We start from the raw sequence: 24,889 nt of genomic DNA, 5'->3' as shown, positions 1-24,889 counted from the left end.
TCAGGCCGCGGCCCAGGCACGGTAGCGCTTGCGTCCTGTCGACTCGCGCAGCCCGAGCTCCTGCGCGAGGCCGAGCGCGGCCCGCGGCGTGACCGTGAGGCGCGCGGCGATCAGGGCCGCGGTGACCACCGGTGTCTCGATCGCGAGCTCGATCAGGCCCGGCAGGCTGGAGTTCGAACGGCGATCGCCGGCGCGCCGTGTGAGTCGCTCTCGGATGCTCGAGAGCCGGTAATGCTCCTTGAGACCGGCTTCTGCCCCGTCCCTAAGCGCCTCGATTGTGACATCGAGCCGGGTCGCTGGATCGCGCTTCCAGCGCCTCTGCTGGGGCGGCGCCTTGAGGCCCAGTGAAAGAGAGCCAAGGTGGGCGCGGGTCTTGCCGCGTCCGCGCAGCAGCTCGGCGGCCAACAAGCGGCCAAGGCAGCTTTGCGACTGCAGCGGCGCGATCTCGTTCCAGGCGTCGAGCGCGATCGCGCTCGCGAGCGTAGGCGGCAAGACCTTGGTCTCCCCGGCCACGCCCCGCCACGCGGCGAGGCGCGCGTCCTCGTTCCAGTCGAGATCGTAGACCAGGCTCGGTCGGTCTTGCAGAGAGCGGCGTCCGACCGGTGAAGACCATCGCGGACCTGGAGCAGCTTCGCGAGGATCTCGCGCTTGCGCGTTTGACCGAGGTTACGCCGTCGATGATCAGAAACGTACAATGGGCATGCGTTGCGTCGCGGCGCCGATAATGGCCGCTCAGGGAGAAGTTGTGGCGGGTATCTCGATGTCTGGACCGACGCATCGCTTCTCCGACGAGAAGATCAAGATTTTCGTAGACCTTGTTCGGTTGGGAGCGTTGGCGGTCTCTCGCTCGATCGGCGCACATGATGGCCGCCGCCGAAGACCACTTGGTCGTGCGTCCGAAAAGCGACCTAGGGTTGGGAAGCGAAATTGAACTCTACGGCTTTCTCACGACCGGGCAGAACGCAGTGGTGGCGCCAGTGCACCCCAAGGCCATGCCGATCATCCTCAGGACAGCGGACGAGATCGACGTATGGATGCGCGCCGACTGGGACGAGGCTAAAGCGCTACAGCGCCCTCTATCTGCCGCAGCGCTTGTCGTCGTGGCGAAGGGTGCCAAGAAATATCCGGAACGACAGATGCCTTGGATCTCGGGCGGTGACGGGTGGCTTCGCTTCAAAGGCACCCTACCGGCCCAAACGCCGTCTCGAGCTGCATCAACGTTTCGCCGAGACGCCTATATGGCCTTCGGCTTCGAAGAAGGTGACGCCACCCTTCTCCAGCGCATCGACGATCTTGGCGACCGTCGCCTCTTGGGGACGAGCGTCCCCGGACTCGATTTTGATCAGCGTAAAGCGCGCAACTCCTGCGCGCTCAGCGAGCTCATGTTGCGACCAGTCCAGAAGGCTTCGGGCCGCCTTGATTTGCCGTTCGTTTACCATGCCTTCGCTTCAGTTGACATATTGTCAACTTGGCTCTTCTCCACTCTCGGCAGTTGATGTAATAAGATCTTACCCGGCTCCAAGACCGGAACGACGTAGAGCGCGCACCCGACGATACCGGCAGTCCGCTCAGACTCATTCGCGTGTGGATCGGCCGTCCCGAGTTCCGTCACGACGCCCCCAATCGAACTTTCCGGCCATGCAGACCGAGGAAGAGGGCGCCGTGCTTCTCGACACACCCATCATACGTCCAATCCCTGATTACGATGGAAAACGGTCCTTCCGCGAGCGCCAAAGGCGCCGCCAGAAGGATTTGAATCGTCTGTCGTATGAGGTTCACGCCGTAATCCAAGCGCTGCCCCAGTACCAGCTGAGGGACTGCGATTTTGAGAGCGCCGCCGAGCGCTTGAAATCCTTGCTCGGCACGACGGAGATAATTCCGATTCCCGTCCGCGGCCCCCAGGGCGTCATGGTCGTAATCTTGGCCCCGATGCGGATATGGTACGACGCAAAAATCCGCAAACGTCTGTGGAATTTCAGGAAATCCTCGGCCATCAATGGGGATAAGCCCGTTCGCCTACTCAGCCAGAGATGGATCCGCCGAAGGCCCTTCCTGGACAACTGCAAGCTTGTTGCCCGCTGCGCCAACATGTCCGTCGCCGCCCGCGACCGGTTCTCGGTCCTGACTCTGGTGCGCGAAGACCCTCTCGCCACACTCGAGGACTGCGCTGCCGTCGTCCGGGCACCGGATCCGGTCGGGGTCGTGTTCGCCCTCATCGCGGGCGGGCTGCTGACCATCAACTTCGAAACGGCGATCACGCCGATGTCCTCGATCTCTGAACGCCAAGTGGAGCGGTGACCATGCGTCCTGCCGAGAACGACGAGCTTGATGAAGCGAATGAAAAGGAGCTCGGAGAAACGTCGTTCGCCAAGCGCCTGGTCCAGCACGCCATAGCTGAAGCGACGGAGGCCGAGTCTTTCGAGCGGCTTCTGAAGCAACCGCTTGCATGGGTGATCGAGGCGCCCTCGGAAAGCTGGGTCGATCCCATCGTCGAGGTTATCCGCGAACTCATCACTCGGCGTATTTCGGACACGTCCCGCTCGGACCCGCACCTTTTCCGCTCCGAGGCGAAAACCTCAACTCGCCGATCGACCTTCCTCGACGACAAGGCCCAGGTTATCGCCGGCGAGATTGCGCGGGGCAGATCCGTGATCGCGGTAGCGGCAGATCCGGAACGGCAACTGCCGGGGATCTTGGTACGGAACTGCGATCGCTGGATCGTGGTGCCGAAACCGACGCCTGCCGACGTCGCTCGCGCCCTGGGTGAATTCTACGAAGAAGCCGCTCCCATTGATGCAATAGGCGCTCCTGACGTCCTCAATCTGGCAGCGATCGCATTCGCCGTGAGACCGGGCGCGTCTCTGGCCGAAACTATAAAGCGGCTGAAAGGAACTGCAGCGGCCCGGACGGCGCAGACCTCGGACGGCATTCCCGAGCTTTCCGAGCTCGCCGGCTATGGAGCGGCCAAATCCTGGGGCTTGGCGCTCGCGCGCGACATACAGCGGCTCCGCCGGGGAGATCCCGGGATTTCGCTGAAGGATCTTCCCAAGGGCATCCTCCTAGAAGGCCCTCCTGGGGTCGGCAAGAGCATCTTTGCCATGGCCCTGGCCAAGACCACCCAGCTGCCTCTGGAGACCACCTCAGTCTCACGTTGGCTTTCTTCGGGTGAAGGTCACCTCGACGACGCGCTGAAGGCCGCGCGTGCGGCCATCGAAGCCGCTCGAGCGCATCGCCCCGGGCTCCTGATGATCGATGAGATCGACAGCATCGTCGATCGAGACAGCCAGGAGGGAAGGTACGCCGCTTGGTGGATCAACTTCGTCAACGGCGTCCTTGATCTGATCGACGGCACGCTGAGGTACCCCGGCCTAATCACAATCGGAGCATGCAACAACGCCAGCCGGGTGGACCCGGCGCTGAGGCGCGCCGGTCGCCTCGACAAGGTCGTCAGAATACAGCTGCCGAACAAGGCCGACCGTGAGGTGATCTTCCGGTGCTATCTCGGACGAGATCTCGCGTCGGACGATCTTGAGCCGTTCGCTCAGATGACCGAGGGCATGTCGGGCGCCGACATCGTGAGGATCGTCACCGAAGCTCGCCAGATCGCCCGAGACGCCTCCCGGGAGCTTCGTGTCGAAGATTTGGCGATCGCGATTGCGCCGCCGATGAACATCGAAAAGGAGCTGCTGTGGCAGACCGCTTTGCATGAAGCCGGCCATGCGGTGATCGCATGCGTTCTGGGCCTCAAAGTCGGCGCGGTCCAGATCGGTTCGAGCGGCGACGGACTCGGCCTCACGAACTTCTCCCGCCGCCGCCGCCCGATGACCTTCGTCGACATCGAAGACTACGTCATCGTCACCCTTGCCGGGCGTGCAACTGATGAAGTCCTCTGCGGCGCCGCCGATGCTGGTTCTGGCGGTGTCGAAGCGTCAGATCTTGCTGTCGCCACGTCGCTGCTGGCGGGCGCACATGGATCGTTCGGGCTTGGCGAAAAGCTGACATACCTTGGAGCTGCCGATCGGGTGGCATCTACGCTATCAACCAATGAACAGCTTCGGTTCGGCGTCGAGCGCGATCTTGTACGCTTGCAGCAGCGGGCGAATGACCTCGTTCGCCGGCACCGAACCGAGATTGAAGCCGTCGCAACGCTACTCGCCGAACGTCGCTTTGTCCGCGGAGAAGATGTCGCTCGGCTGTGCGGTGGCGTCCGTCTGCCGGACGGTGAAGGCCTTGCCGACCGGAGGCCTTCATGACGCGGTCGCTGCAACCGATATCCACGCTCAAGGTTTCTCAACGCGCTTATGCGGGGCAGCAGGTAGATCCGCACGCCTGGCTGCTGGATCGCTACCGCCGCGGACCAAGCATTTCGTGCCAAGCTTTGTTGATACCTATGGCCGGGCGGCTGGACGTCGAGCTTGATGGGGTCTCGCCCTTCGAGACATCAACACGCCTCATCCTGCGCGCTTTGAACGTTCACGACCGGCCAAGCGCCGTAATCACGGACAATTCATCGGACGCGACCGCGCTGCGCGTGTGGCTATCCTCACGAGGAATCGCTCATGCGACGGTCCCTAAAGCCCTTCGTCGGATGGAGAGGATGCGTCCGGCCATGTTCGAAATCGCTGGAACGCTCGCGCGTTCGGCTGCTGAATTGCCGGAGCATAATACCTCATTAACGCTGACCTCAGACCGCTGAGGATGGGCCCGGACTTATAATCCGGAGCGCCGGACTGTTTACAACCCAGAAAGAGGGATTGGTCCAATCCCACATCCTAGAGCTTAGCTTTTTCCCCGGCGAGCTTCATCGAACTGCCGACCCGACAACGCGGCCAAACCCATTGTCCGCGCGAGGAGAACTGCGCCATGATGGCGGCTACACAGAATCGTACCGAGTTACTGCCTGACGCCAAGCTCACCGAGCTGACGGTTGAGCACTTCGACGCTGCAGCGCGGATTTCGGATCGCCGGTGCTTCCAGCTGCACGTCGTGTGCGAGGTGCGGACCGCGGAAGACACGCGCGCTCTCGTCATGCCTTGGGTGCTGTGTGATCGCGAAGCCTCCGGGCAGCTCGCACTCCCACACCTGACGGTCCCTCACGTCATTGCTTTTCACCCGATCGAGGGGGGCGATCTCGCGGATCTGCGGCAGCGGATGATGTGGCTTCGCCTGGCGGATATCCTGTGTGGCGAGACTTACGCGCCGAGGAAATCAAGGTCACTTCTTGAGACCTTCGTGAAGCTTCATGGGCTCTCCAGCGCGCCGGTCGACTCCGCCGTCGAGTGGCGCGACCGATGGACCGCCACCGGGCGGCATATGTCTCAGCTGTTCGAGATCATCGCCGAAAATGGTGCGCCGGTCCGATGAAGGCGCGCTCGGATCTCGATCCATACGGCCCGCCCGCGCTCGAGGAGATCCTCGCGCGCTCGGAAGGCATCATGGAAGTCGCTGACGATCGTGGCCCCGTCAGGACCATTTTCAACGGCCGGCGGAACCGGCCGGTAGGACTTTACCCAAGCGTAAAGTGTCGCCGAAGCATCGCATGGGAATCCCGGCTTGAACGGCGAACGATCCGCTGGCTCGAGGTTGATGACACAGTCATCAACTACATGGAGCAACCGCATCGTCTGCGTTTCTTGTTCCGCGGCCAGCGCACTCACTACACCCCAGACTTTATTGTCCAGACGGAGAACCGCACGGTCTTTGTCGAGGTAAAATACCGATCCGACATCTTCAAGATGCGGCCCGAAGATCGCGACCGCTATCGACTGGCACGCTCTATTTACCGCAGCATCGATCGGGATCTCGTTTTCGTAACCGACTTACGCTTCAAAATGCAAAAGGTCTGGCACGAGAACGCGCAAGTCGTCGAAGAATCACGGCGTCTGCTCCCATCAGACGACCAACTCACCATCATCATCGACCATCTGGTGTCGCGACCAAGATCGACGCTGGGTGCTTGCGCCGCCGCCTTCGGGAGCCCGCTCCATGGGCAGCGTTCCTTAATGGCGCTCATGCTTAGGCGGGTCGTTCGAATTGACCTGAATATCCCCCTTGGGCCGGATAGCGCGATCGAGCTCCGCAAGGACTACGCGGCCAATCTTCACAATCTCGTAGCAGCCAAGACGGTCCGCCATGCATGACTTCTTGGTTGAACAAGCGACCGCATCACTTCGGCTTTGACTAACGAGTGTATTACGCGATGAATGAAATGGTAGCCTCTGCCCAAATTGCTCAGCCGCAGCAGGTGAGCCTGAACCTGCGGCTACGCAAAGACGGTGTCGTTGTCATCGATGGGCGAAACTTCATCTTCGTTCGTCTATTTGAGGATGGTCGACTTGCATTTGACGATGAGGAGAACGCTAGACGCCGGAGCATGACCGAGAAGGAGTTTGTTGAACTCTATATATCCGGCCGCCTTTCGGTTCGCGACTGGAGCGTCCTGCCTCCGAAATTCCGCGAAGAAGCAGGCTCGTCGCTCGAGCTTCTCCCCGAGCTGAAAATCACCAAGGCAAAATGGCGCCACGCCTATTGCTTGGCCTATGATTCTCGACCGGTCCCAAAGACCGAGAGCGCCATGACGCCCTTCATCGAGATGGTCGCGGTAGCGAACGATCACGAGACCAAACCTGACTGGAGATCTGTGACGCGCTGGCTGCGTGAGCGCGGAGTGAAGGGGCGCCGAGAGCTCCGCACCATGCGATCGTTCGACGAGAGGAAGGGCCGCAAAAAGGGTGTTGGAGAGGAAGCTGAGTCAATAATTCAGGACGCCATCAAGCACGTCTACATGTCTCGTCAAATGCTGCCAGCTGGGGCGGTCGTCGCAGCGGTCATCGGCGAAATTAACAAGCGAAAAGAGCTCTTCGGCGAGACAACTATCGCGGCCCCTTCACCTGCCACGATCTACCGAAGGATCACCGAGCACTCGTACTACAAGACGTTGAGAATCCGCTGGGGCAAGCGAGCGGCCGATCGCGAGCTTAAGCCGCTTCAGTCCGCTCCGGAAGCAACTCGCCCGCTCGAAACGATCATCATCGATCACACGAAGATCGATGACTGGATGTTCTTCGAAGACGGCACCGAACTGCCCTGCGGTGGACGGCCGTGGCTCACATTTGCAATCGATGCTTACTCTCGCTACCCACTAGGTTATTACATTGGCTTTGAACCCCCGAGCGTTTACTCGGTCATGATGTGTCTCCGGCAGGCCATTACGCCGAAGTACGCAGTATTCAAGAAGTTTAGCGGCTTGAACTCAGATTGGCGTGCGGCTGGCCTTCCTCTGAAACTGGTCGCCGACAACGCCAAAGAAGTCATTGGCCTATCGTTGCCTCAGGCTTGCGCTGAACTCGGCATTGAGCTCGAGACCTCGCCCGTGCGCACGCCGCATTACAAGGGAATTATCGAGCGCTTCTTCGGCACGCTAAACACAACGTTCCTACACCGTTTGCCGGGAACGACTTACGGCAGCGCCAAGACGCTGCGCGACAAGGAAATCGATCCGAAGAAGAATATGTCAATGTCTTTCGACACGTTCGAATATATGTTCCTCAAGTGGCTTACGCAAGATTACTGCAAGTCTCGCAATAGCACGACCCGCCGCACTCCAGAGCAACGCTGGATTGAGGGCACCGAAAAGGTCCACATCGAGCTCCCCGAGCATATCCAGGATCTTCAGGTCGTGTTGTCGCGTTATGCGACCGGCACCGTTTCAAGAGCGGGATTGCGGTACAAAAACCTTTTTTACCGAAATCCGACGACAGTCAGTGCAATTCTTGATTTGTCGCGCAAGTCGCGTGCGCCCGTCACGTTCCGATTTGACCCCACGGACATATCGAAGATCTACGTCCTCGATGCTTCTGGACAGTACCGTCCCATGGAAGCCGAAGGGGACTACGCCAAGGGCCTATCTCTTTGGCAGCACAAGATCATTCAGGAGGAGGCTCGTCGACGAGAGCGCGATCCGCGATCTCTCTCTGAACTCATGAGCGTCCGCTACGAACTCATGATGGAGGTCCACGAATCGATCCGCACAGGGATGGCCAAATCATTCCACGCGCGACTTCGCGGTATCGGATCACAGAGGCCCGCGCCCAGTTCGCTGCCGATCATTGTTGTCCCTCATTCTGGCGCTGCAGAAGAGCCCGTGAGCTCGATCCGAGCCGTGACCGCGGCCGACATGATCGAGACGCCGCCGCCGCCCGCAGAAGGTGCCGCCAAGGACCCTAAGCTTCCGAGAAAAAGCAGGCGGAAGCGGGATGAATACAACCTCGAGCCTTTCCCGACGAGCGCGAATTACGCGCCGCCGTCACCTCCGCCAAACCGCGAAGAGGATGAACAGCTCGAGTCATTTCCTACAAGTTCATGGGGTAACGCTGATGCTTAAAGTTGCAGAACAGATCGTGCATCCGGAGTTCCGCGCACTTAGCGATCGCTTTGCCGAACGCATCAATGCGATCAAGGGGATTCGTATCCGGAATGACCGAACGCTGGAGCTCATTCAGCGCCTTCACCTCTTCAAAGATACAGCGTCGGGCACCGGCGACAGCGCAGGCGGCGCACTCACGGCTCCGACCAGAGCCGGAAAGACCACTGTTATCCAAGAGTTTCTGGCCGATTTCCCTCCAGTCAGGCTTGGTGAGACCGACTGTAGCCCTGTGATATATTGCGAAATGCCAAGTAATGCGAACACCGTGTCCCTTGGCGCCAAGCTTTTGTCGGCTCTCGGAGATATCGATCCCGAACGAGGAACCGCTGCATTTAAGCAAAGGCGCGTAATTGAGGCCGTGCGTGAGCGAAAAACGAAGCTTCTGATCATTGATGAGGTGCAGCGGCTGGTTGCCAAAGACCAGGGAAAAGTTGCTCACGCGGTCGCTGATTGGATTCAGGAGCTAATGAACGAGATTAGCCGCTCCTGCGGCATCATACTTGTCGGCACGACCAGGGCTCGCCGCATCTTTATCCGTAACGGCCATCTTATTGGCCGCAACGTACCTGCGCTGGAGATGAAACCCTACGCCACGAGACATGATGATCCGAGCGACTGGAAGCTTTATCGATCGTATCTGATGACGTTCGACAGTGAGCTTCAGAGACTGGGCGGCTTCCAGAAATCACATTTGCATGAAGAAGATATGGCGAGCCGAATTCATGCGGCTGCACGCGGCTACCCTGGTGCGACTGCTCGTCTGATACACATCACTTCAGAAGCTGCTATGAGACTTGGCGATCAGCCAACGTTATCGCGTGAATTATTCGCCCATTGTTTTGATGAAATGTGGAAGTTTTCTGATGCCAAAGTCGTGAACCCGTTTCTGACGCCAAAACCTCCGGCTGTAGAACTCGTTTGGACGAAGGACTGGGAGACGTCCTTTGACTGATACGGCGTCTCCACGAGTTCCGGTGCCTGGCGATGCACTTCAGAGAGGTTTCGATTTCGTCATCGGCGAACGCACCGTACAAAACCGCGTCACGCCATATTACGACGAAACCTTGCTTAGCATTTTGACGCGCATCGTCGGTCGCACTGGCCACTCCTACCTGGTGGCTTTGTGTCCGAAACTCGGAATGACGAGGGCTGAAGTCCACAGAGCTCCTTGGCTTGGCGGTCACACTTCCAGGATCGCTGAAGTCTGTGGCTTTCCGGAGGACGAGGTAACGCGCCGAATGTATGGCTTCGGAGGATCGAAGCTCGGCCTTCAGCATGCGATGTTCAGTGGCGGCCCTATCGGGCAATCGTATGTCTCAACGAAACGACGGGCAGTCTCTCCAGCTTCTCTCAGGATCGCTCCCTATCACCGAATGGCGTGGGATCTGGTTCAGCTGGGCTTTTGCCCTGAATCGAACGAGCGACTCATCGATCGATGCCCGCTATGCAGCAAGGAGCTCACTTGGCTCGGTACCTCCGTTTGCCACTGCCATGCTTGCCGTTTCGATCTCCGGAAGCACGTGGAAAGCGGCGGTGACGTGAAACCGCCGATGTATCTCTCTAAGCTGGCAAACGCGCTTTCCCCCTTCCCTTCCTTACGAGCAGAGACCGTCGCCCAACTCCCTAGCGATCTTCGTTCGCTCACCGGCGGGGAGCTACTCCAATCGGCCATACTCATCGGTCTTGCTACTCGTCGCCTGCTCGATCCGAAGGCGCCAAGCATGCGACGGAGTATGGGTAAAGGATCATCCAGAGCCGAGTCGGCTGAGATTCTTGGATATGGCTCACAAGTATTATTTGATATGAGAGAATACTTCTCCGATATTTTGACTGAAACTCGGAATATTGGAGGAGGCAGCAAGAGCAACTCGCCCATTCGGAACGAACTAGGAGATCTATATGACCTGATCGACCCCAGCGTCGTGGGTCAAGCTATTTCAGACGTATTTAGCGCACGCATCAAAGATCACTATCAAAAATCCTATTCTCCTTTCGACAAAACTACATCATCGACGGTTCTATTGAAGTGGTGCGATCAGGTCATGAGCTATGACGAAGTCATTGCGAGCGTCACCACAAAGCAATTCCACGCTGAGAAAATGCGATCGCTTCGCACCCTTAAAGTCGGTCGCGGCGCAAAATCGCTAGCCTACCGGCGTGATAAGGTCAGAGAACTAATTATCGATTTGGAGAACTCTACACTTCAGACGGTTCTAAAGAAAAAGTACGGAATGCCCAATGTAATCCTGGATGGCTTGATCCAAAAAAAGGTCATCAAGCGCTCTCCCTCGCTCGTGGAGGAAATCCTTGGCCCAGGAAGGCTAGACGAAGCGGATCTCAGGCAATGGGTTCGGTCGATCGAGGCGAAGCTCGAGGAGCCCCGAGACTCGGAACCGGTCAGGCTCAAGGAGGCAATCCGGCATCTCGGGACTGGTGACGCCGCCTGGCGTCGGGTCATAGATCTCATTCAAACGGGGCAAGTGCCGCTTGTTGGGGTGCGCGAAGACGTAACGGCTTTGACGGTTCGGTGGTCCCTATGCCGACGCAGCCTTGCTTCACACCTACCTGTCCCGACGGCAAAATCCGGCACCGCGTTGACCGTGATGCTCGCCCATGTTGGGCTGCGGGCACGCAAAGCTGCCGAACTCGGAAGACTACAGGTCATCCGGACAGCTCCCTGTCCCAAAAACAGCCGCGTGTCCACGGTCGATCAAGCTGAACTGGATCGGTTCAGGAGCAGCTTCACGACGCCAGTAGCCTTAGCGAGCGAGTGGGGCGTGCCGGTCAAATTCGTGATTGCGTGGCTACGCGAGGCGAACGTCGAGGTCATTGGAAGCGGCCGCCCTAACGTCTATCGTCTTGATGACGTCAAACGACTTTTGGCTTCCGGCAAAGAACAATTTGTTCGCTTCAATCAACATTCGGAAGATCGTACTGTCTTTCTGCTACAATATCTTAGAATTCCGATCGGGCTCGAAATTAATAACATCAAGACACGCATTAGCACGGTGCAAAAATCGAAACAAAAATCCTTGATAATGTTAATAAAGATTATTTCTGGCTTCAAACTTTCTGACATCATAAAAGATCACGGAACCTCTTGTGTCTTATACTTTCTCTCTTCTATCCGCAGGCGTGGAATCGAAAGGCATCTTATACGTAAACAGAGAAATCAATATATTCTGTCATCCAAACAGAGAGCGGATCTTATTTCAAAAGCGCAGGAATTTATTGCTCGCAATAAAGCGGGTGAGCGCTTTAGTCTGTTTGATGTAAGACAATTTATCATAGATGAGTTTTCAATTGAATATAGCGTGACGAATATCTCGACCTATCTACGGAGATCTGGGGTCAAATGGCCGTCTGTTAATGAAGGGCCGAGGTCATTAGATGGATTGCAGCTCAAAAGGTACGCGCAGTTCAGTAACGACGTGGCTACTCGTATCAGAAATGGAGAGCGGGGCCTGACGCGTAACACTGTTAAGGACTGGGTACTCTCAGAATTTGGGGTAACCATATCCGAGAACGCAGTTAGTAAATACAATAAGGAATGTGGAGTCCTTTGGCCTGAAATGACGGGCAGGAAAATTGCGCGAAAGACCGGCAGACCGGAAAAATATAAGGGTCAGCAGAAATTTAGTGCTGATCAGTGGGAAGCATATAAATCGTTTTCGCGCCAATCTGCCGCCGCCATATTAAGCGGCGATCGGTCCATTTCGAAAACTACGATTCAGCGCTGGGTGAAGTCAGAGCTCGGGATTGATATTTCGTTAGGATCGGTCAAAGCCTACAATAAAATTGCGGGCGTTGAGTGGCCACGCGGTTCGTTAAAATTTGCTTCAAATTAAGTGGAAAATGAGTAATCAATAGGGGCTAGCTCGATGCTTGCGCTTATTCAAGTTGACTCATTTTATCTGCGTTAGACTCATTATTTCTGACGCATGACACCCGCTCAGTGTCGAATTCCAAAATAAGCGAGTCTGTCTGATCATCTAACTCATTGAATTATCAGGCACTCGGCGCCCAGAATAATCGAGTCCAGTTCCTCAATTATTGAGTCTAGATGACGCTATTTCGCAAAGCCGAGTCTAAGGCCCGAATTTTTGTTCAATTTTGAGGACTTTTGATCGAACCGTACTGCAGGACGGAAACCCCGTGTGACGGGGCTGCGTCGCTGCGATGAACCAGGGCGCTGAGGTATCGCATCCGCAAATGGCCCTCGATTAGGAAGTGGCGGACGTCGGAATTTGGGTTCTGAGCATCGACCAAGCCCGTGGGCGTGTGGAGAAGCAAGACAGGGATATCCCACGCGTTCATCGGCCTGGCGGTCGGAACGTCCGGATACATATTGAAGACCCGATGGTGCTCTGGATTGAACTCCCAGAATGAGCAGTGAGCCCTAGGGAGTTCATCGCTCGTCCGCGTCTCCTCCGTCCGAATCAGACCGGTTAAGGGGAGCGAGCAGTAAGGCGAGAGGTCCCGGTGCCGGTATACTCGGCGGCCGGCGATAAGCGGGTGACGATGGCCGACTCAATCAAGATAGCGGTCGTACCAGCTCTCGGCCGGCTCCTTTTCGTATGTGCCCTCACCCCGTGGCCGAAGACCTTTTGGCCACGCGAGACCCTTGTCCCGCCAGATTTAAAGCAGGTACCCGAGCCAAAGCAATTCAGGCTATTTTCAAAATAACCGAGATTTACCGCACTTAAAATATTGATTATGATAGATTTAATCAGAATACGCGAGTCTGTAGATCCATATTAAACGAGTCTTGTTTCAGAATTAGTCAGTCCCAAGGCGGGCTTGGCGGGACGGGCGCCTTAATCCTGTTCCCGCGCCGCTCGCGCGCTTGGCCTTGGCGGAAGCTGGACGAGGCTTTTGGCGCTTTCTCGCGCCAGGAGGCTCCGCACGAGGCCAGCTTCTCCCATGCGTCTCTCAGGCTGCCCGGCCACTGGCGAGCCAGCGCTTCGATCAGGGCGCCAGCTTGCTGGACGTTCTTTCGTAACCTCGCCGCGCTGCGGGCGTCTGCGTGTCGCCGAATCTGGGCAACCATGAGCTTATGGAGGACGAACCGTGTCGGCTCAGGCCCATTGATCGGTACGCTGGTTCCACAGGAGTCTTCGGCGAAAGCGTCGGTCGTCTGGATCGAATCCCTCTCGTCACCCATCTTCCTTCTGACCGGAGGAGCCATGGCGACCGTATTCTTCTCTTACTCTCATAAGGATGAGGAGCTTCGCGACCGGCTCGAGGTCGCGCTTTCTGCGATGAAGCGGCAAGGGTTGATCGATGCCTGGCACGATCGGCGGCTGTCGGTCGGGGATGACTTCGACAAGGGAGTCCGATCAGAACTCGAGCGCGCCGATGTAATCCTCTTGCTGGTTTCTCCCGATTTCATCGCGTCCGACTACTGCCACGACGTCGAGATGGTCCGGGCGCTTGAGCGCCACAAGCGTGGCGAGGCGCGCGTCATCCCCGTGATACTGCGCGCGTGCGACTGGAAGCAGACCGCCTTCAAGAAGCTGCTCGCGGCACCGACTGATGGAAAGCCAATCAGGAGTTGGCCCGACCTCGACGAGGCCTTCCTCGACGTTGTCCAAAAGATCCGTCAAACGCTGAGCGTCCCGGTGGCAAGCACCTCGAAGCCAGATGTCCTCAAAGCTGGGGCGGACACGGCTCCGTCCAACGCGGGACTACGGTCTAGCAACCTTAGGCTTCGCAAGAATTTCACCGACGTCGACCGCGACCGCTTCCTCGACGAGGCTTTTGACTACATCGGTCGGTTCTTCGAGGGGTCGCTTGCGGAGCTGGAGAAGCGCAATGGCGGTATCGAGACCAACTTCCGGCGCGTCGACGCCAACCGCTTCACCGCAGTCATCTACGAGGACGGCAATGCGGTTGCGCGCTGCGCGGTCTTCATGGACGGCTCCATGGGCCGTGGGATTTCCTACTCATCGACGGACAGCATGATTGGAAACGGCTTCAACGAGAACCTACGCGTGGAGGCCGACGAGCAGGGCATGTTCCTGAAGTCGATGGGCATGGCCATGACAGGTTCAGGTCGCGAGCAGAAGCTAACATATGAGGGCGGTGCCGAACTCTATTGGGACATGCTCATCGGACCGTTGCGGACGCGGTAGAGAGCGCCGCGCCTGACCCGTAGCGGACGTTCGGAAGGCCATCTTTCAGTAGGCGGGGTTAGGGTCGCGCGTCGAACTTCTGTATCCATTCGACTTGCAAGCGCGTTGAAAGAGCCAGACCGTCCGCGCTCTTCATCCTTCATTGACCACGCTTCAGCAGTCTATGGCCGGCGCCCCCTTTTCAGTCGCGCCACGGACCGCTCGAGCACCGCGTCGCGTATCGTTGCTCGAGCAGTCTGCGTAAGGGCTCTGCCGGCTACGGTGTGCTGGAGGTTTTCCCAGTCGGGGAGCCATATTCGGGCAATTCAAGCTTCTGCGAATCTCTGACGAACAGCTTCATTGCGGCGCCTTTCACGACAGGCTGATCGATGACGCGCAACGCGCCTCGCAGCATCGCGACGCCTATCCGGCTGTGAGGGTTCAGAAGTCGCGGCATTATCTTGGGCACGCTTTGGCCCTCCTCTACGAACGGTCTCATGATCCGCTCGTAGGCGGCGAACCCCTCGCTAGGATCGGTCGACTTGGATAGCTCGCCGGCCAACACGTAGGCTCCGACGATGGCAAGCGTCGTGCCGATGCCGGAGATCGGCGTCGCGCACCACGCGGCGTCACCCGCCAGAACGACGCGGCCAGCCGACCATCGATCCATTCGAACCTGCCGAAGCACCTCGAAGTAAAAGTCGTCGGCGTTCTCCATGCCATCGAGGACGCGCGACGCTTCCCATCCTGCATCGGCGAAGCGCTCGCGAATGAATGACCTCTGGCGGTAAGCTCGGGTAGCGCAGACCGCTTAGTCCCCGAGTTTTCGGGAACCTTCGGCTGCGGCAGCGCTTCCAGACTTATGATGGAAAAAATCACTGCTCTCGAAGCCGCTCGCCACGACGTCGCAAGACGGCACATGCGCGTGGTTCGTTTAAAGAATCTGCTCGCTGTCGCTAACGCGATAGGTGCCAGCGCCCAAAACGTAGAGCGGAAGCTCAGCCTTGCTGAAATTCAATTGGCGGAGTGAACTGCCCGGCTCGAGGCGATGAAAACCGGCACTCGCCACTAGGTCGAGCTGTCACTTTCGCGAGGGAACCCCTGCTCGCTTGGGCGGAAGATTTGCTCCCGCCCAAGCGATGAGTGACAAAGTATTTAGTGGTGGTGCTCAGGCATAGCCTTCAGCTGGTCCTTGGTCCACGTCGTGACTGCGTGAACGTGGCCGCTTTCGTCGCGCATGAAGTCAAGGTCAGCGACTGGAACCGCCACGGGTTTCGCGCCGATTCCCAAAAAGCCGCCTACGTCAATCACGACCTGGGAGTCAGTTCCGGTGCCGTGGACGTGAGCGACGGAGCCAATCTTCTCGTCCTCGGGACCGTAGATCGTCGCGCCCTCGAGCGTCGACGGGATGAGTTCCTGAGGGGAAAGTCGGACGTGCTTGCTGTGATCCATAGCTTCGCTCCCATGCGTGGCTTGTCTTAAGCAAACCCACGCGGGGCTCTGTCTGTTCCAGAGCAGACGCGCCGGCGCTCCTTAGCGTCTCATTGGAGCAGGCATAACGGCGAGGAGCTCGTTGTGCTGAGGCTGAAGGCAGACCGTCCAGCTGAGATCGTCGACCTTCGTCAGATCGAAGATCCACCGCCCGTGAAGGCTGACGTCAGCGTCGACTTCAACCTTTCCTTCCTGGCTCGACCGCACGTGAAGCGTGAGCTCCCTCTCATCTGAGAAGTCGATGACGATCATGTCGTCCGGGCGCAGGTCTTTCGGCGACTGCTCAAACCGCAAAAGCAGGCGATCTCGGAAAGCCTCACCGTTTGGGACGCAGTGCCTGATCCTGCCGAGGTTCGTCCGGTCCGTGATCATCTCGCTCTCCTGATATCGAGAATGGATCACGGTCAAAGTTCCCGAGTCGAGCGGGGCTTGAGCCACTCAATACCGCCAACCGCGCGAGGGCGCAGCGTCTTTTGATGGAAGCTGTCAGGCCGGTTCCGGCATTTCTTCGGCCTTTGCCGTGGGTGCGTCGCCCAAAATCATTGCGCGGCCAATCGCGGCGATCCTCGCTTCCAGATCAAGCTCGATCTGAAGCGCTACGGCGCTTTCAATCTTCAGTTCTTCGAAGGCCTCAAGCATCTCGTACAAGGCGGCCGTCTGCCCAAGCGGCGAGTGAGTATGCATCTCAAGATAACGATCGACGGCGGCCTTGGCCACGCTGCGCGCTTCCGAAGAACCCAGCAAAGCAGAGGTGGCGAAAGTTGCGAGGCAGTCTTTTACCGTCGTCATGCTGTGGATCGTAAGCGAGGCGCGATCTCACGCACAACAAAAAAGCCCGACGCATTCGCATCGGGCTGGTGCTCCGCGGCTGAGGGGCGGGAAATCCGAATAGCTTCGTCAGAGGTAGCGGCGATCGCCTGCCGCGGGCGCGAGTTGGGAACTATTCGATCCCAAGCGCATATGTGATCGCCGCGCCTAAGATAGCGCAGATGACTCCCCAAACGACTTCTTTGCCCGGCGCCCAAAAACGAATCCGGGTGGAGACGGGCTTTTCGATAGCTCCCAGCGCTGCCCATCCCGCCCGCGTGAGGCGGTATTGCGCTGAACGCAGTTCCGACAGAAGCCCCTCGGCGTGGTCCTGCGAGAAGCTCGCCGAGGAGGAGCGCCGCACCCTCTGGGCCGATGCGTTCAGCATCGTTTCCAGGAGGTCATTCTCCGAATGGTGCAGCAAAACCGGGCGGGTTTGTCGGACAGTTTACCGCCACATGCACCATGCACTTGAGGGACTTTCCATAAACCTAAGCAAGTGCAACATTTTCTTGCGCCTGCCTGATCTCGAAAGGTGTCACAACTCGCCGGATTTGATGCTACCGATGCGTCAGGGTTGGAAAGCGTTGCGCGAGCAGCGTAGACAGCTCCGGGCCTCGGGGCGTCACGCTCAGAGGCTGAGGCTGGTGAATAACAAGCAGCCGGAACGTTTTTAGTCGACCAAGCGCTTAAGGCTCACAGTTGCGTGATCCATGCGGTGCTGCGTTGATGCCCAGATACTCCGAACGAGAGCGCCTGCTCGAGGCTGCGCGTGTCTACAAGATGGCGCGCTCAGCTCATGCCTATGTGCGCGGCAATACCGACAGATTCTACGAATGGCTCGCCGGCTCCGCCGTAGCGAAAAGGATTCCTGTCGGGCCCGCGGTTTGGATCTGCGGAGACTGTCACCTTGGCAATCTTGGGCCGCTGTCCGATGGCGGCGGAGGTGTCGAAGTTCAGATCCGCGACCACGACCAGGCGGTGATAGGCAACCCGGCGTTCGACCTCATTCGTCTAGCCCTTTCGCTTGCAAGCGCCAATCGCGGATCGGATCTTCCGGGGGTCATTACCGCTGAGATGATCGGCGAGATCATCGAAGGTTATGAGTCGGCGATGAATGATCCATCGGCTGACATCGAGGCTGCTGGAGCGGAGCCTGGAGTCGTCAAAACGGTTCGACGAAAAGCGCTCGGGCGGAAATGGAATGACCTCGCTCGCGAGCGGTTCAAGAACAAGGATCCAAAAATCCCGCGCGGGCCGAAATTCTGGGATCTCGAACCCGCTGAGGCTCGCGATCTGTCCGAAGCGCTCGAACGGCCGGAAGTCGCCAAGACCGTCCTTTCGCTTTCGGGCAACGACTTCAAAACCAGGTTGGTTGACGCGGCCTACTGGATGAAGGGCTGCAGTTCTCTTGGCAACCTGCGTTACGCCGCAATAATTGCGGTGAAGGCTGGCCCAAAGCGAGAGCGGTTCGCTTTGATCGACGTGAAGGAGGCAGTCGCGCCAATTTCGCCGACCAGGCATCTCGCCGAGATGCCTGATGACCACGCCGAACGCGTCGTGGCTGGGGCGAAGGCTCTCTCGCCGCATCTCGGCGATCGAATGATTGCCACTAGGGTCGGCGGTCGGTCGGTCTTCATCCGAGAACTGATGCCGCAGGATCTAAAGCTTGAGGTGGAGCAATTCTCGCGCAGCGAAGCGCTGAAGGCCGCTCGGTATCTTGCATGGGTCGTCGGCCGTGCGCACGCGCAGCAGATGGACGAGAAGGTGCGTCGCGCTTGGCGTAAGACGCTCCTCGACCATCGACGCCCCGATCTCGACGCGCCGCTTTGGCTTTGGAGCGCAGTGGTGGAGTTAGCGGGGCGGCATGAAGCGGGCTACCTCGAGCATTGTCGGAGGTACGCGCTCGATCAGGCGGCCTGAGGATCGACGCGAATAGGGGTTTCAAGCGCTAGATAGCCGGAGATCAGGCAGGGTATGACTTAGATCGTCATCACCATTCCTGGGCCCTACGATCACGAGGGTTTGGGTTCGGGCGGTGTTGAGGCTTACGGGGCCCGTTCGCACCACGGCTCTTCGTTTCGCGGCTCTAGCTCTATTGCAGAGCTCCAGCCTTCCAGCTGGTGACGCCGGTTCGATCCCGACGAGCCGCTCCAACGCAAAGCTTGTCAGTCGTCAGCGTCGAGGCGCAAGCGTCCGATCTCATCCAGAAGCTCGTCAATCTCAACCTGGTTGCGAGCGATGGCCTCAGGTGTCCGATCGACCTCCGGTGGCCCCATGTCTTTGTAGGACATCTCACCAGCACGGAATTGGCGGTTGGCCTCTTCGAGAAGGCCGATCCGCTTGGCCAAGTCGGCAATTGCCTCTTCGAGATCAGTCATCGTTAGGCTCGCTACCGTGCACCTAAACGTAAGCGTGGCGGAGAGTTCCGCGCAAGCGAGCCGAGATCCAGACAGTGTCCTCTTGGGAAGGGTTCTGCGCCATGCGCATCGCTGAGCTGATCGTCGCGATCTGCCTTCAGGCAGAGCCCAGCGCTTGCCTCATCACCCGCGACCACGATCCGCTTTCCGCTGCCGGCGCTGCGCAGGGCTGATCTCTAATGCGCGGTGTTGTTGTCGGCCTTTGGCTTGGCTTCCCGCTTTGGGCGCTGATCTTCGTGGCGCTCGCATGGGCGGACAGTTTACCTGAACCCGCAGCGCATCAATGTCTCGGACACGCAGCCGTACATCTGCAACGTCTCGACTTCGACCGCGACGATGGCGACGGGCAAGTGCTGGAAAACCATGCCGACGACGCTGGGCGGGACGCTCGCGCTTGATCGGCGCGATCATCAATCCGACGGTGCTCGGCACGTCCATCCCGGGCCGCGACCTGACGCAGTGACCCCGCCGCCCTCGAGGCGGCTTTTCCATATCCGGAGATCACGATGAAAGTGTCCGACCGCGGGCTCGCCGAGCTCGCGAGCCATGAGGCTATCGTCACGCGGCGCTAAAGGACTCGGTCGGCGTCTGGACCGTCGGCGTTGGCCACACCAAGGCGGCGGGCGGGGTTGACCCCGTCACGGTGACGGCTGACAGGCCCGTGGAAGAGTGGATCGCGCTGTTCCGGAAGGACATCGCGAAATACGAGGCCGGGGTCACGGCGGCGCTGAAGGTGCCGGTGACGCAGCACGAGTTCGACGCGCTGACCTCGTTCCACTTCAACACCGGCTCGATCGGCCGCGCGAGCCTGATGGCCTCGCTCAACGCCGGAGATCGAGCGACGGCCGCGGCGCGGTTCATGGCCTAGGTCAAGCCGCCCGAACTTGTCGGCCGCCGCACCAAGGAGATGCTGCTGTTCCGCGACGGAACCTATGCGGCCGAGCCGATGGTCACCGTCCTTCCTGCGAGCGATGCCGGCGCCGTGCTCTGGTCGAAGGGGCGACGCGTTCCAATCCTTCCGCTCCTCGGCGCGGGCGACGCCTCGGCCCAGCCGACCGTTCCTGCGGACAGGATCACGATCCGCCGCGGCGACAAGGGGCCGGTGGTCGCCGAGTGGCAGCGCATCATCGGGGTTTATGCCGACGGCGACTTCGGGTCAAAGACCGAGGCTGTCACCATGGCGTTCCAGAAGGCCCGCGGCCTCGTGCCTGACGGTATCGTCGGCTCGAAGACCTGGGGCGCGGCGGCGTGATGCGCGCGCCTACCCGCGGTCCGTCTTGAGTTCGACGTTCTTCATGGCGTCGGGGTCGTGAAATGGGATTTCGTCAATCGCGCTTTGAAGCGCCGCTCGGACCAGAGCCGCAATGTGTTGGCGCTTTTCGTCGGCGGACTCAGTCGGATCATTGGGGAGATCAATCCGAACTTTGATCTCGCGCCGCTTCCCCCGAATGTGCGCATGCGCTGGCACAGCTTCAGCTTCATCTGAGGCGGCAGGGTCAAGCTTCAAAGAGAATTTCCACTCAGGCACGCTGGTACTCCAAGCCCCACCGAGCGGCACCATTATACTGTCGCAGCGCCTTCCTCAACACTCGCTGAAGGCCTGCATTTAGCAGTCCCGCGCCCGGCCGGCAGCCGAGCACCCTCCTGACATCGGAGATCTGGCATGACCCGCATTTTCGCGGCGCTCGCGCTCGCATGCGCGCTCGCCGGCTGCAGCGCGAAGGAGCAGCGGCTCTGGGGCGCGGCCACCCCGATCATCAGCGCGATCATCGCGCCTGCCCCTGCTCCGAAGCCCGAAGGCCAGCGCAAGGCGCGCCGGTCGGTCACCAAGGACTGACGCCATGGAAGCCTTCCTCAACGAAGTGTGGGCCGAGTTCCGCCCGCAGGCGGTCACCGGCGTCGCGTCCATCCTCGGTTTCGCCCTCATGATCATCGTCGGCTGGCTGTCGCTGAAGGCCGCCGCCGCGGTCGACGCGGTCAAGCAGGACAAGCGCGCCGCCAGCCTCTACCGGACGATCCTCAACGTCCTGACGATGATCGTCACCGTGAAGTCCGCGCAGGGCGTGCCCGGCGTCCTGAAGGGCGTCGACAGCGGGATCATCGCCGACGCGCTCGCCAAGGTGAAGGAGCAGAACCCGGAGGCCGTGAAGGGTCTCAAACAGGACGACGACAAGCTGCGCACGAAGATCATTGCGAAGCTGCCTGAGGTTCAGGCGTCGGTCGCCGAGTCCGCGGCCAAGGTCCAGCAGGCGGCGCAGTAACAGGATATCGCGGTAACAGGCAGGGTGAGCACGATGGGCAACGGCGCATTCGATCCTGAAGCTCGATACGCTCAGCTGGACGAGCGCGTCGCCAACCAAGGCGCGCGCATCGGCCAGCTTGAGCAGTCGATGAACCTCGGGTTTCGACAGCTTTAAAAGTCGGTCGCCGACATCGGCGCCGAATTTCGGTCCAACCAGAAGCCTCAGTGGCAGGCGATCAGCGTCGCGGCCACGATCACGATCGCCTTCATGGGACTAATCGGAACGCTGGCCTACTTGCCTGTGACCGCGGGCCTGCGGGACGCGCGGGACGACATCCGCTCCAACGCCAAGGACGCCCTCTCGGTCGAGGGGTTCAAGGACTTCAAGGCGACGTATGAGAACAACCGGATCGTCTATCGCCAGGACGTCGAAGCGAAGATCGCGGCCGGCGCGGCGGATCTACGAGCCCTCGAGGCGCGCATCCGTAAGGACAGCAAGGCGATCGTGCCACGCGGCGAGCACGAGGAGCACTGGCGCAGCCAGAATGCGCAGATCATCAACCTGCAGCGCCAGGTCGACGAGGTGAAGGCGCAGGCCGGGTCGACCTACGGCGTTCGCGACGTCATCCAACGGCTAGAGAAACAGGTCGAGGATCTGCGCGAGGAAAAATACCGGGCGATGTCTCGCGGCGGCCCGTGAGCGGTAATCACCCCTAATCACCGATAATGACGCCCCGCCCGGCCGGAGCCGGGACGGGGCGCTTTTTGCGTCTGCGTGCTACCGAGCTCGGAACACCGCTAGGCTGGCAGCGACCCCGGCCCCATACATCCCCGCAATCACCGCGAACAGTTCGACCGCCTCAATCCCGTACACCGCCACGCCACTCTCCCGCTTGCGACGTTTTATAAGCTCGATGCACGCGCGATAGTTCCGCCGCGCACTACCGGATCGTGCAGGCGCTGAGGATGGGTGCGGGTCGCGATACTAACTGCATTGGGCGTCAGTCGTCGGCCCGACTAGACCCCCCCCCCCCGGGGGATGCCTGCCTGGCGTCCTGCTTCTCCATCAGCGACAGCGCCGCTAGCGCGTTCACCAGTGGGGCGACTGCGTTTCCAAACTCGTAAGGGTCAAATTTTACCTGAGGTATGCAGCCTGTACTCCTCGCCGATCAGCGCCACGATAGCCTCACGAGCGGCCTCAATCTCGGAATGATCAGGGATTTCTGTCACGGTAAGGCATCTCCAAGAGACCCTCCAATTGTGGGGTCGCGGTTTATACAAAACGCCGCCTCCGATCGGAGGTTCAGATGGCTGGCGGCCCGCCGAAACTGCCCGGCTCTATGTCGACCTCACTCTGAAAGGCCCCTCTATTCCATCGCAATCCGCTAAGTGCCACGGGGCGAACGCTTGTCTGCTTCCTTTGGAACGGAATCAGTCACTGCGCGCTTAGCCCCGGATCACCAAGGAGGCTCCGTCATGCTCGGCCGCATCATCAAGACCGTCGCGAACGAGTTTCTCCGAAACCGGCAGGCCAGAGCGCTGGCGAAGGCCTGCGAGGTCGTATCAAATGGACGAGCCGCGGCCCTGCAGCCGGTCGTTGGTACAGTCAGCAGCCATCTTCGGCGCCGTGAGCGCCAGCGCGGGAGCGCTGGTGGCCGCTGCGGCCTACGAGCCATGCGATCCTGAGATCACACGTAAAAAACAGCGTTGGATCGTAACGTGCATTAGTTTCGGAATGGCGCGAAAAGGATTTCCGTCAAGCATCAAGCGCGCCGTGATAGCGCCGCGCAGGTAGTCGGCGGCGATAGGCCACGCGCCTCGGCGGCCTTGCGGACTGCGTCCGCGAGCCTAGTCGGGACGGCGACGGTCAGTCTGGCGGGAAAGTTGCTGATCTCGACATGCGCAGATCGCGCCGGTGAGGCCCTTGGGCCGACTACCCACAACCGGACTTGGGGCGGACAAAACTGCGCAAGCGCAGAGCGACAACACCCTCGTTATCTAGGCTGGATTTTCCTAAATTTCTTGCTTTTCGAGCAACTTAGCTGAAGCGCACCAGGCGCAATCTTTCGACTGCGCAAGAAAGGAGGACCCAATGCAAATCGACGATCTGGTTCTCAAGGCTCTTAGAGAAGACCCTGGTGCCTCCGAGGAGGACTTGGCCACGAAGGTCTTCAACATCCGCACGAGTGGCGACAAAAATATTGGCGCGCTACACAAGCGCGCCAAAGAAGTTGGTGATGCGATCAAGCGTCTGACGAAATTGCCCCGGCCCGCAGTGAGCTAGGGCAATCCACCCCCAAGTTGGATCGATCTCGGTCTTGCTGTGTTGATCTCCGAACCCTTTGGAGATCAGCATGACCGAAAACGAGCATGGGCAGATTGTCGAGACCCCAGTCGAAGCCAAACAAGGCACCGATGCACCTAAGGGCATGCCGGTCGTTTTGGTTGTCAGCACGGTGGGCGCTGCACTAGGGATGGGGCTTGTTTGGGCCTATTTCTTTTAGTGCTTAAGGCAGCAGCGCTGACGGCGGATCGCTCGCCGGAATGGTGTCTTCCAGCTGTTTCTCGAGCTCTTCGGCCGGCGTCAGGGCCGCGCCCTTGCCCGAAGCGGCAGGGTCATCACCATCGATTTCTTTCTCGGCCTGATACCAGAATTGGTCAGAGCTTCCTTCCGGTTCTCCGGCCTGGATCCAGAGCTCGTAGGCACGCTGTTTAATCTGGGCTTCTCGATCGCTCATAGCGCTGGCTCTCTCGAATGATTTCCGACCGCGTCGGATCATCCGCAAAACACACGCTGAACGCCTTCGTTCCAGCTAAGTCTTCACAGGTCGAAGCCGGAATTCACGACACCGGCACCTTCTGTCTGCACCGGAACGAACGACCCTCCCCTGAGCTTCTCATCGGTAGCCGAGGGAGGAAGACGTGGAGTTTCGTGAGAAACTGAAAGAGGACCTGGCGATTTTTCGGCAGCGCCTGATCTGGCTCGAGGACGGGACCATGCGGTCCTACGAATATTCCCGTGGCCAGCAAATGGACCGTGTCACTGACGCCGTCAACTACACCAAGCGCATTATTGCCGAGATTGAAAAGTGCCTCGCAGAGCACTCGGAGCGGTCAGGCTAGTCTTCCTGATCGTCCTAGCCCGCCAAGCCGGTAAAAGAGGCTGGAGCATCTTCCGGCAGATCGCCGCGCTGCTCCTCGGCGTCGTCTTCCGACGCCCCCTTAGGAGGCGCTTCCTGCTCGTCCTGCGCTTCCTCGACTGCGTCGTCGCCGGGCGTCACCAAAGCCTTGATGTTCTGCCCTTTCGGCGGCGCCGGCGTCTCTTCCGTCTCCGTCGACGGTCGGTCCTGATCGTTTGGCATGTTGGCCTCCGACGTTGGCAGGAGACCTC

Annotated in this window: 29 protein-coding genes, 1 tRNA gene and 2 pseudogenes; 23 read left to right on the top strand and 9 right to left on the bottom strand. The window is 59.4% G+C overall.

Annotated elements, in window-relative coordinates; all coding sequences use genetic code 11:
- A complete protein-coding gene (locus tag ACFOWB_RS25275; RefSeq protein WP_378150114.1) occupies positions 1-567 on the bottom strand; it encodes a DUF1612 domain-containing protein in 567 nt (188 codons plus the stop codon).
- A gap of 127 nt (positions 568-694) precedes the next feature.
- Between ACFOWB_RS25275 and ACFOWB_RS25270 the strand changes: the two genes are divergently transcribed.
- The 10 genes and pseudogenes from ACFOWB_RS25270 to ACFOWB_RS25220 all read left to right on the top strand — a co-directional run bounded on the left by ACFOWB_RS25270 (position 695) and on the right by ACFOWB_RS25220 (position 12,273).
- Complete coding sequence (locus ACFOWB_RS25270) at positions 695-931, top strand: IclR family transcriptional regulator domain-containing protein (RefSeq protein WP_378150094.1); 237 nt, start codon at positions 695-697, stop codon at positions 929-931.
- Positions 930-1,121 (top strand): annotated as a pseudogene (locus tag ACFOWB_RS25265) (SOS response-associated peptidase); the annotation flags it as partial. The gene ACFOWB_RS25270 and the pseudogene ACFOWB_RS25265, both read left to right, overlap by 2 nt.
- Positions 1,122-1,638: 517 nt before the next feature.
- Positions 1,639-2,298: a hypothetical protein gene (locus tag ACFOWB_RS25255; protein WP_261405446.1), complete on the top strand. Its 660-nt coding sequence runs from the start codon at positions 1,639-1,641 to the stop codon at positions 2,296-2,298.
- Positions 2,299-2,300: 2 nt separating this feature from the next.
- A complete protein-coding gene (locus ACFOWB_RS25250) occupies positions 2,301-4,253 on the top strand; it encodes an AAA family ATPase (protein ID WP_261405447.1) in 1,953 nt (650 codons plus the stop codon).
- Positions 4,250-4,696 carry a hypothetical protein gene (locus ACFOWB_RS25245; RefSeq protein ID WP_261405448.1) on the top strand — a complete coding sequence of 149 codons (447 nt, stop codon included), beginning with the start codon at positions 4,250-4,252 and terminating at the stop codon, positions 4,694-4,696. Before ACFOWB_RS25250 ends, ACFOWB_RS25245 begins: the two co-directional genes overlap by 4 nt.
- Before the next feature lie 167 nt (positions 4,697-4,863).
- Positions 4,864-5,364 carry a hypothetical protein gene (locus tag ACFOWB_RS25240; RefSeq protein ID WP_261405449.1) on the top strand — a complete coding sequence of 167 codons (501 nt, stop codon included), beginning with the start codon at positions 4,864-4,866 and terminating at the stop codon, positions 5,362-5,364.
- Complete coding sequence (locus tag ACFOWB_RS25235) at positions 5,361-6,140, top strand: TnsA endonuclease N-terminal domain-containing protein (RefSeq protein WP_261405450.1); 780 nt, start codon at positions 5,361-5,363, stop codon at positions 6,138-6,140. Before ACFOWB_RS25240 ends, ACFOWB_RS25235 begins: the two co-directional genes overlap by 4 nt.
- Before the next feature lie 59 nt (positions 6,141-6,199).
- On the top strand, positions 6,200-8,383 hold the full coding sequence (locus tag ACFOWB_RS25230) for a Mu transposase C-terminal domain-containing protein (RefSeq protein ID WP_378150091.1): 2,184 nt from the start codon (positions 6,200-6,202) through the stop codon (positions 8,381-8,383).
- Positions 8,376-9,377: a TniB family NTP-binding protein gene (locus tag ACFOWB_RS25225; protein WP_378150090.1), complete on the top strand. Its 1,002-nt coding sequence runs from the start codon at positions 8,376-8,378 to the stop codon at positions 9,375-9,377. The genes ACFOWB_RS25230 and ACFOWB_RS25225 overlap by 8 nt, the downstream gene beginning before the upstream one ends.
- The gene (locus ACFOWB_RS25220; RefSeq protein WP_378150088.1) at positions 9,370-12,273 is read left to right on the top strand and encodes a hypothetical protein; all 2,904 of its coding nucleotides are present in this window, start codon (positions 9,370-9,372) and stop codon (positions 12,271-12,273) included. The genes ACFOWB_RS25225 and ACFOWB_RS25220 overlap by 8 nt, the downstream gene beginning before the upstream one ends.
- 935 nt (positions 12,274-13,208) lie before the next feature.
- On the opposite strand, the gene ACFOWB_RS25215 is transcribed toward ACFOWB_RS25220, so the two are convergent.
- The gene (locus ACFOWB_RS25215) at positions 13,209-13,589 is read right to left on the bottom strand and encodes a GSU2403 family nucleotidyltransferase fold protein (RefSeq protein WP_378150112.1); all 381 of its coding nucleotides are present in this window, start codon (positions 13,587-13,589) and stop codon (positions 13,209-13,211) included.
- Positions 13,590-13,611: 22 nt separating this feature from the next.
- Between ACFOWB_RS25215 and ACFOWB_RS25210 the strand changes: the two genes are divergently transcribed.
- Positions 13,612-14,559 carry a toll/interleukin-1 receptor domain-containing protein gene (locus ACFOWB_RS25210; RefSeq protein ID WP_378150086.1) on the top strand — a complete coding sequence of 316 codons (948 nt, stop codon included), beginning with the start codon at positions 13,612-13,614 and terminating at the stop codon, positions 14,557-14,559.
- A gap of 256 nt (positions 14,560-14,815) precedes the next feature.
- Here ACFOWB_RS25210 and ACFOWB_RS25205 read toward each other — a convergent pair whose 3' ends face one another.
- The 4 genes from ACFOWB_RS25205 to ACFOWB_RS25190 all read right to left on the bottom strand — a co-directional run bounded on the left by ACFOWB_RS25205 (position 14,816) and on the right by ACFOWB_RS25190 (position 16,818).
- Entirely contained in the window at positions 14,816-15,256 is a 441-nt protein-coding gene (locus ACFOWB_RS25205) for an FAD-dependent monooxygenase (RefSeq protein WP_261405457.1), read from the bottom strand.
- 437 nt (positions 15,257-15,693) lie between these two features.
- The gene (locus tag ACFOWB_RS25200; protein ID WP_261405458.1) at positions 15,694-15,990 is read right to left on the bottom strand and encodes a PRC-barrel domain-containing protein; all 297 of its coding nucleotides are present in this window, start codon (positions 15,988-15,990) and stop codon (positions 15,694-15,696) included.
- 81 nt (positions 15,991-16,071) lie between these two features.
- Entirely contained in the window at positions 16,072-16,401 is a 330-nt protein-coding gene (locus ACFOWB_RS25195) for a hypothetical protein (protein WP_378150084.1), read from the bottom strand.
- A gap of 114 nt (positions 16,402-16,515) precedes the next feature.
- The gene (locus ACFOWB_RS25190) at positions 16,516-16,818 is read right to left on the bottom strand and encodes a hypothetical protein (RefSeq protein WP_261405460.1); all 303 of its coding nucleotides are present in this window, start codon (positions 16,816-16,818) and stop codon (positions 16,516-16,518) included.
- A gap of 747 nt (positions 16,819-17,565) precedes the next feature.
- Between ACFOWB_RS25190 and ACFOWB_RS25185 the strand changes: the two genes are divergently transcribed.
- Both ACFOWB_RS25185 and ACFOWB_RS25180 read left to right on the top strand, forming a co-directional pair.
- Entirely contained in the window at positions 17,566-18,759 is a 1,194-nt protein-coding gene (locus tag ACFOWB_RS25185) for a DUF2252 family protein (protein ID WP_378150081.1), read from the top strand.
- Positions 18,760-18,919: 160 nt separating this feature from the next.
- A tRNA-OTHER gene (locus ACFOWB_RS25180) sits at positions 18,920-18,992 on the top strand.
- A gap of 12 nt (positions 18,993-19,004) precedes the next feature.
- Here the strand turns inward: ACFOWB_RS25180 and ACFOWB_RS25175 are convergent.
- Entirely contained in the window at positions 19,005-19,217 is a 213-nt protein-coding gene (locus ACFOWB_RS25175; protein WP_261405461.1) for a hypothetical protein, read from the bottom strand.
- A gap of 601 nt (positions 19,218-19,818) precedes the next feature.
- On the opposite strand from ACFOWB_RS25175, the pseudogene ACFOWB_RS25170 reads away from it, so the two are divergent.
- The 9 genes and pseudogenes from ACFOWB_RS25170 to ACFOWB_RS25130 all read left to right on the top strand — a co-directional run.
- Positions 19,819-20,124, top strand: a pseudogene (locus tag ACFOWB_RS25170) (lysozyme); the annotation flags it as partial.
- A 39-nt stretch (positions 20,125-20,163) separates the two neighbouring features.
- Positions 20,164-20,508, top strand: coding sequence for a peptidoglycan-binding domain-containing protein (locus ACFOWB_RS25165; RefSeq protein WP_261405463.1), 345 nt, complete (start codon positions 20,164-20,166; stop codon positions 20,506-20,508).
- Between the two features lie 57 nt (positions 20,509-20,565).
- Positions 20,566-20,742, top strand: coding sequence for a hypothetical protein (locus tag ACFOWB_RS25160; protein WP_378150079.1), 177 nt, complete (start codon positions 20,566-20,568; stop codon positions 20,740-20,742).
- 177 nt (positions 20,743-20,919) lie between these two features.
- Positions 20,920-21,093, top strand: coding sequence for a hypothetical protein (locus ACFOWB_RS25155; protein ID WP_378150077.1), 174 nt, complete (start codon positions 20,920-20,922; stop codon positions 21,091-21,093).
- Positions 21,094-21,097: 4 nt separating this feature from the next.
- The gene (locus ACFOWB_RS25150; RefSeq protein WP_378150075.1) at positions 21,098-21,517 is read left to right on the top strand and encodes a hypothetical protein; all 420 of its coding nucleotides are present in this window, start codon (positions 21,098-21,100) and stop codon (positions 21,515-21,517) included.
- Positions 21,518-21,550: 33 nt separating this feature from the next.
- The gene (locus ACFOWB_RS25145) at positions 21,551-21,673 is read left to right on the top strand and encodes a hypothetical protein (RefSeq protein ID WP_261405466.1); all 123 of its coding nucleotides are present in this window, start codon (positions 21,551-21,553) and stop codon (positions 21,671-21,673) included.
- A gap of 93 nt (positions 21,674-21,766) precedes the next feature.
- Positions 21,767-22,198, top strand: coding sequence for a hypothetical protein (locus tag ACFOWB_RS25140; RefSeq protein WP_378150074.1), 432 nt, complete (start codon positions 21,767-21,769; stop codon positions 22,196-22,198).
- Between the two features lie 1,392 nt (positions 22,199-23,590).
- Entirely contained in the window at positions 23,591-23,782 is a 192-nt protein-coding gene (locus ACFOWB_RS25135) for a hypothetical protein (RefSeq protein ID WP_261405468.1), read from the top strand.
- Positions 23,783-23,852: 70 nt separating this feature from the next.
- Positions 23,853-24,002: a hypothetical protein gene (locus ACFOWB_RS25130; RefSeq protein WP_261405469.1), complete on the top strand. Its 150-nt coding sequence runs from the start codon at positions 23,853-23,855 to the stop codon at positions 24,000-24,002.
- A 3-nt stretch (positions 24,003-24,005) separates the two neighbouring features.
- Here ACFOWB_RS25130 and ACFOWB_RS25125 read toward each other — a convergent pair whose 3' ends face one another.
- The gene (locus ACFOWB_RS25125; protein WP_261405470.1) at positions 24,006-24,236 is read right to left on the bottom strand and encodes a DUF2934 domain-containing protein; all 231 of its coding nucleotides are present in this window, start codon (positions 24,234-24,236) and stop codon (positions 24,006-24,008) included.
- A gap of 184 nt (positions 24,237-24,420) precedes the next feature.
- On the opposite strand from ACFOWB_RS25125, the gene ACFOWB_RS25120 reads away from it, so the two are divergent.
- The gene (locus ACFOWB_RS25120) at positions 24,421-24,621 is read left to right on the top strand and encodes a hypothetical protein (RefSeq protein ID WP_261405471.1); all 201 of its coding nucleotides are present in this window, start codon (positions 24,421-24,423) and stop codon (positions 24,619-24,621) included.
- Between the two features lie 14 nt (positions 24,622-24,635).
- On the opposite strand, the gene ACFOWB_RS25115 is transcribed toward ACFOWB_RS25120, so the two are convergent.
- On the bottom strand, positions 24,636-24,860 hold the full coding sequence (locus tag ACFOWB_RS25115; protein WP_261405472.1) for a hypothetical protein: 225 nt from the start codon (positions 24,858-24,860) through the stop codon (positions 24,636-24,638).
- Positions 24,861-24,889 lie beyond the last annotated feature (29 nt).

The sequence above is a fragment of the Chenggangzhangella methanolivorans genome (assembly GCF_042648545.1).
Lineage (GTDB): Bacteria > Pseudomonadota > Alphaproteobacteria > Rhizobiales > Methylopilaceae > Methylopila > Methylopila methanolivorans.
This window is presented reverse-complemented; position numbering and strand designations above follow the sequence as displayed.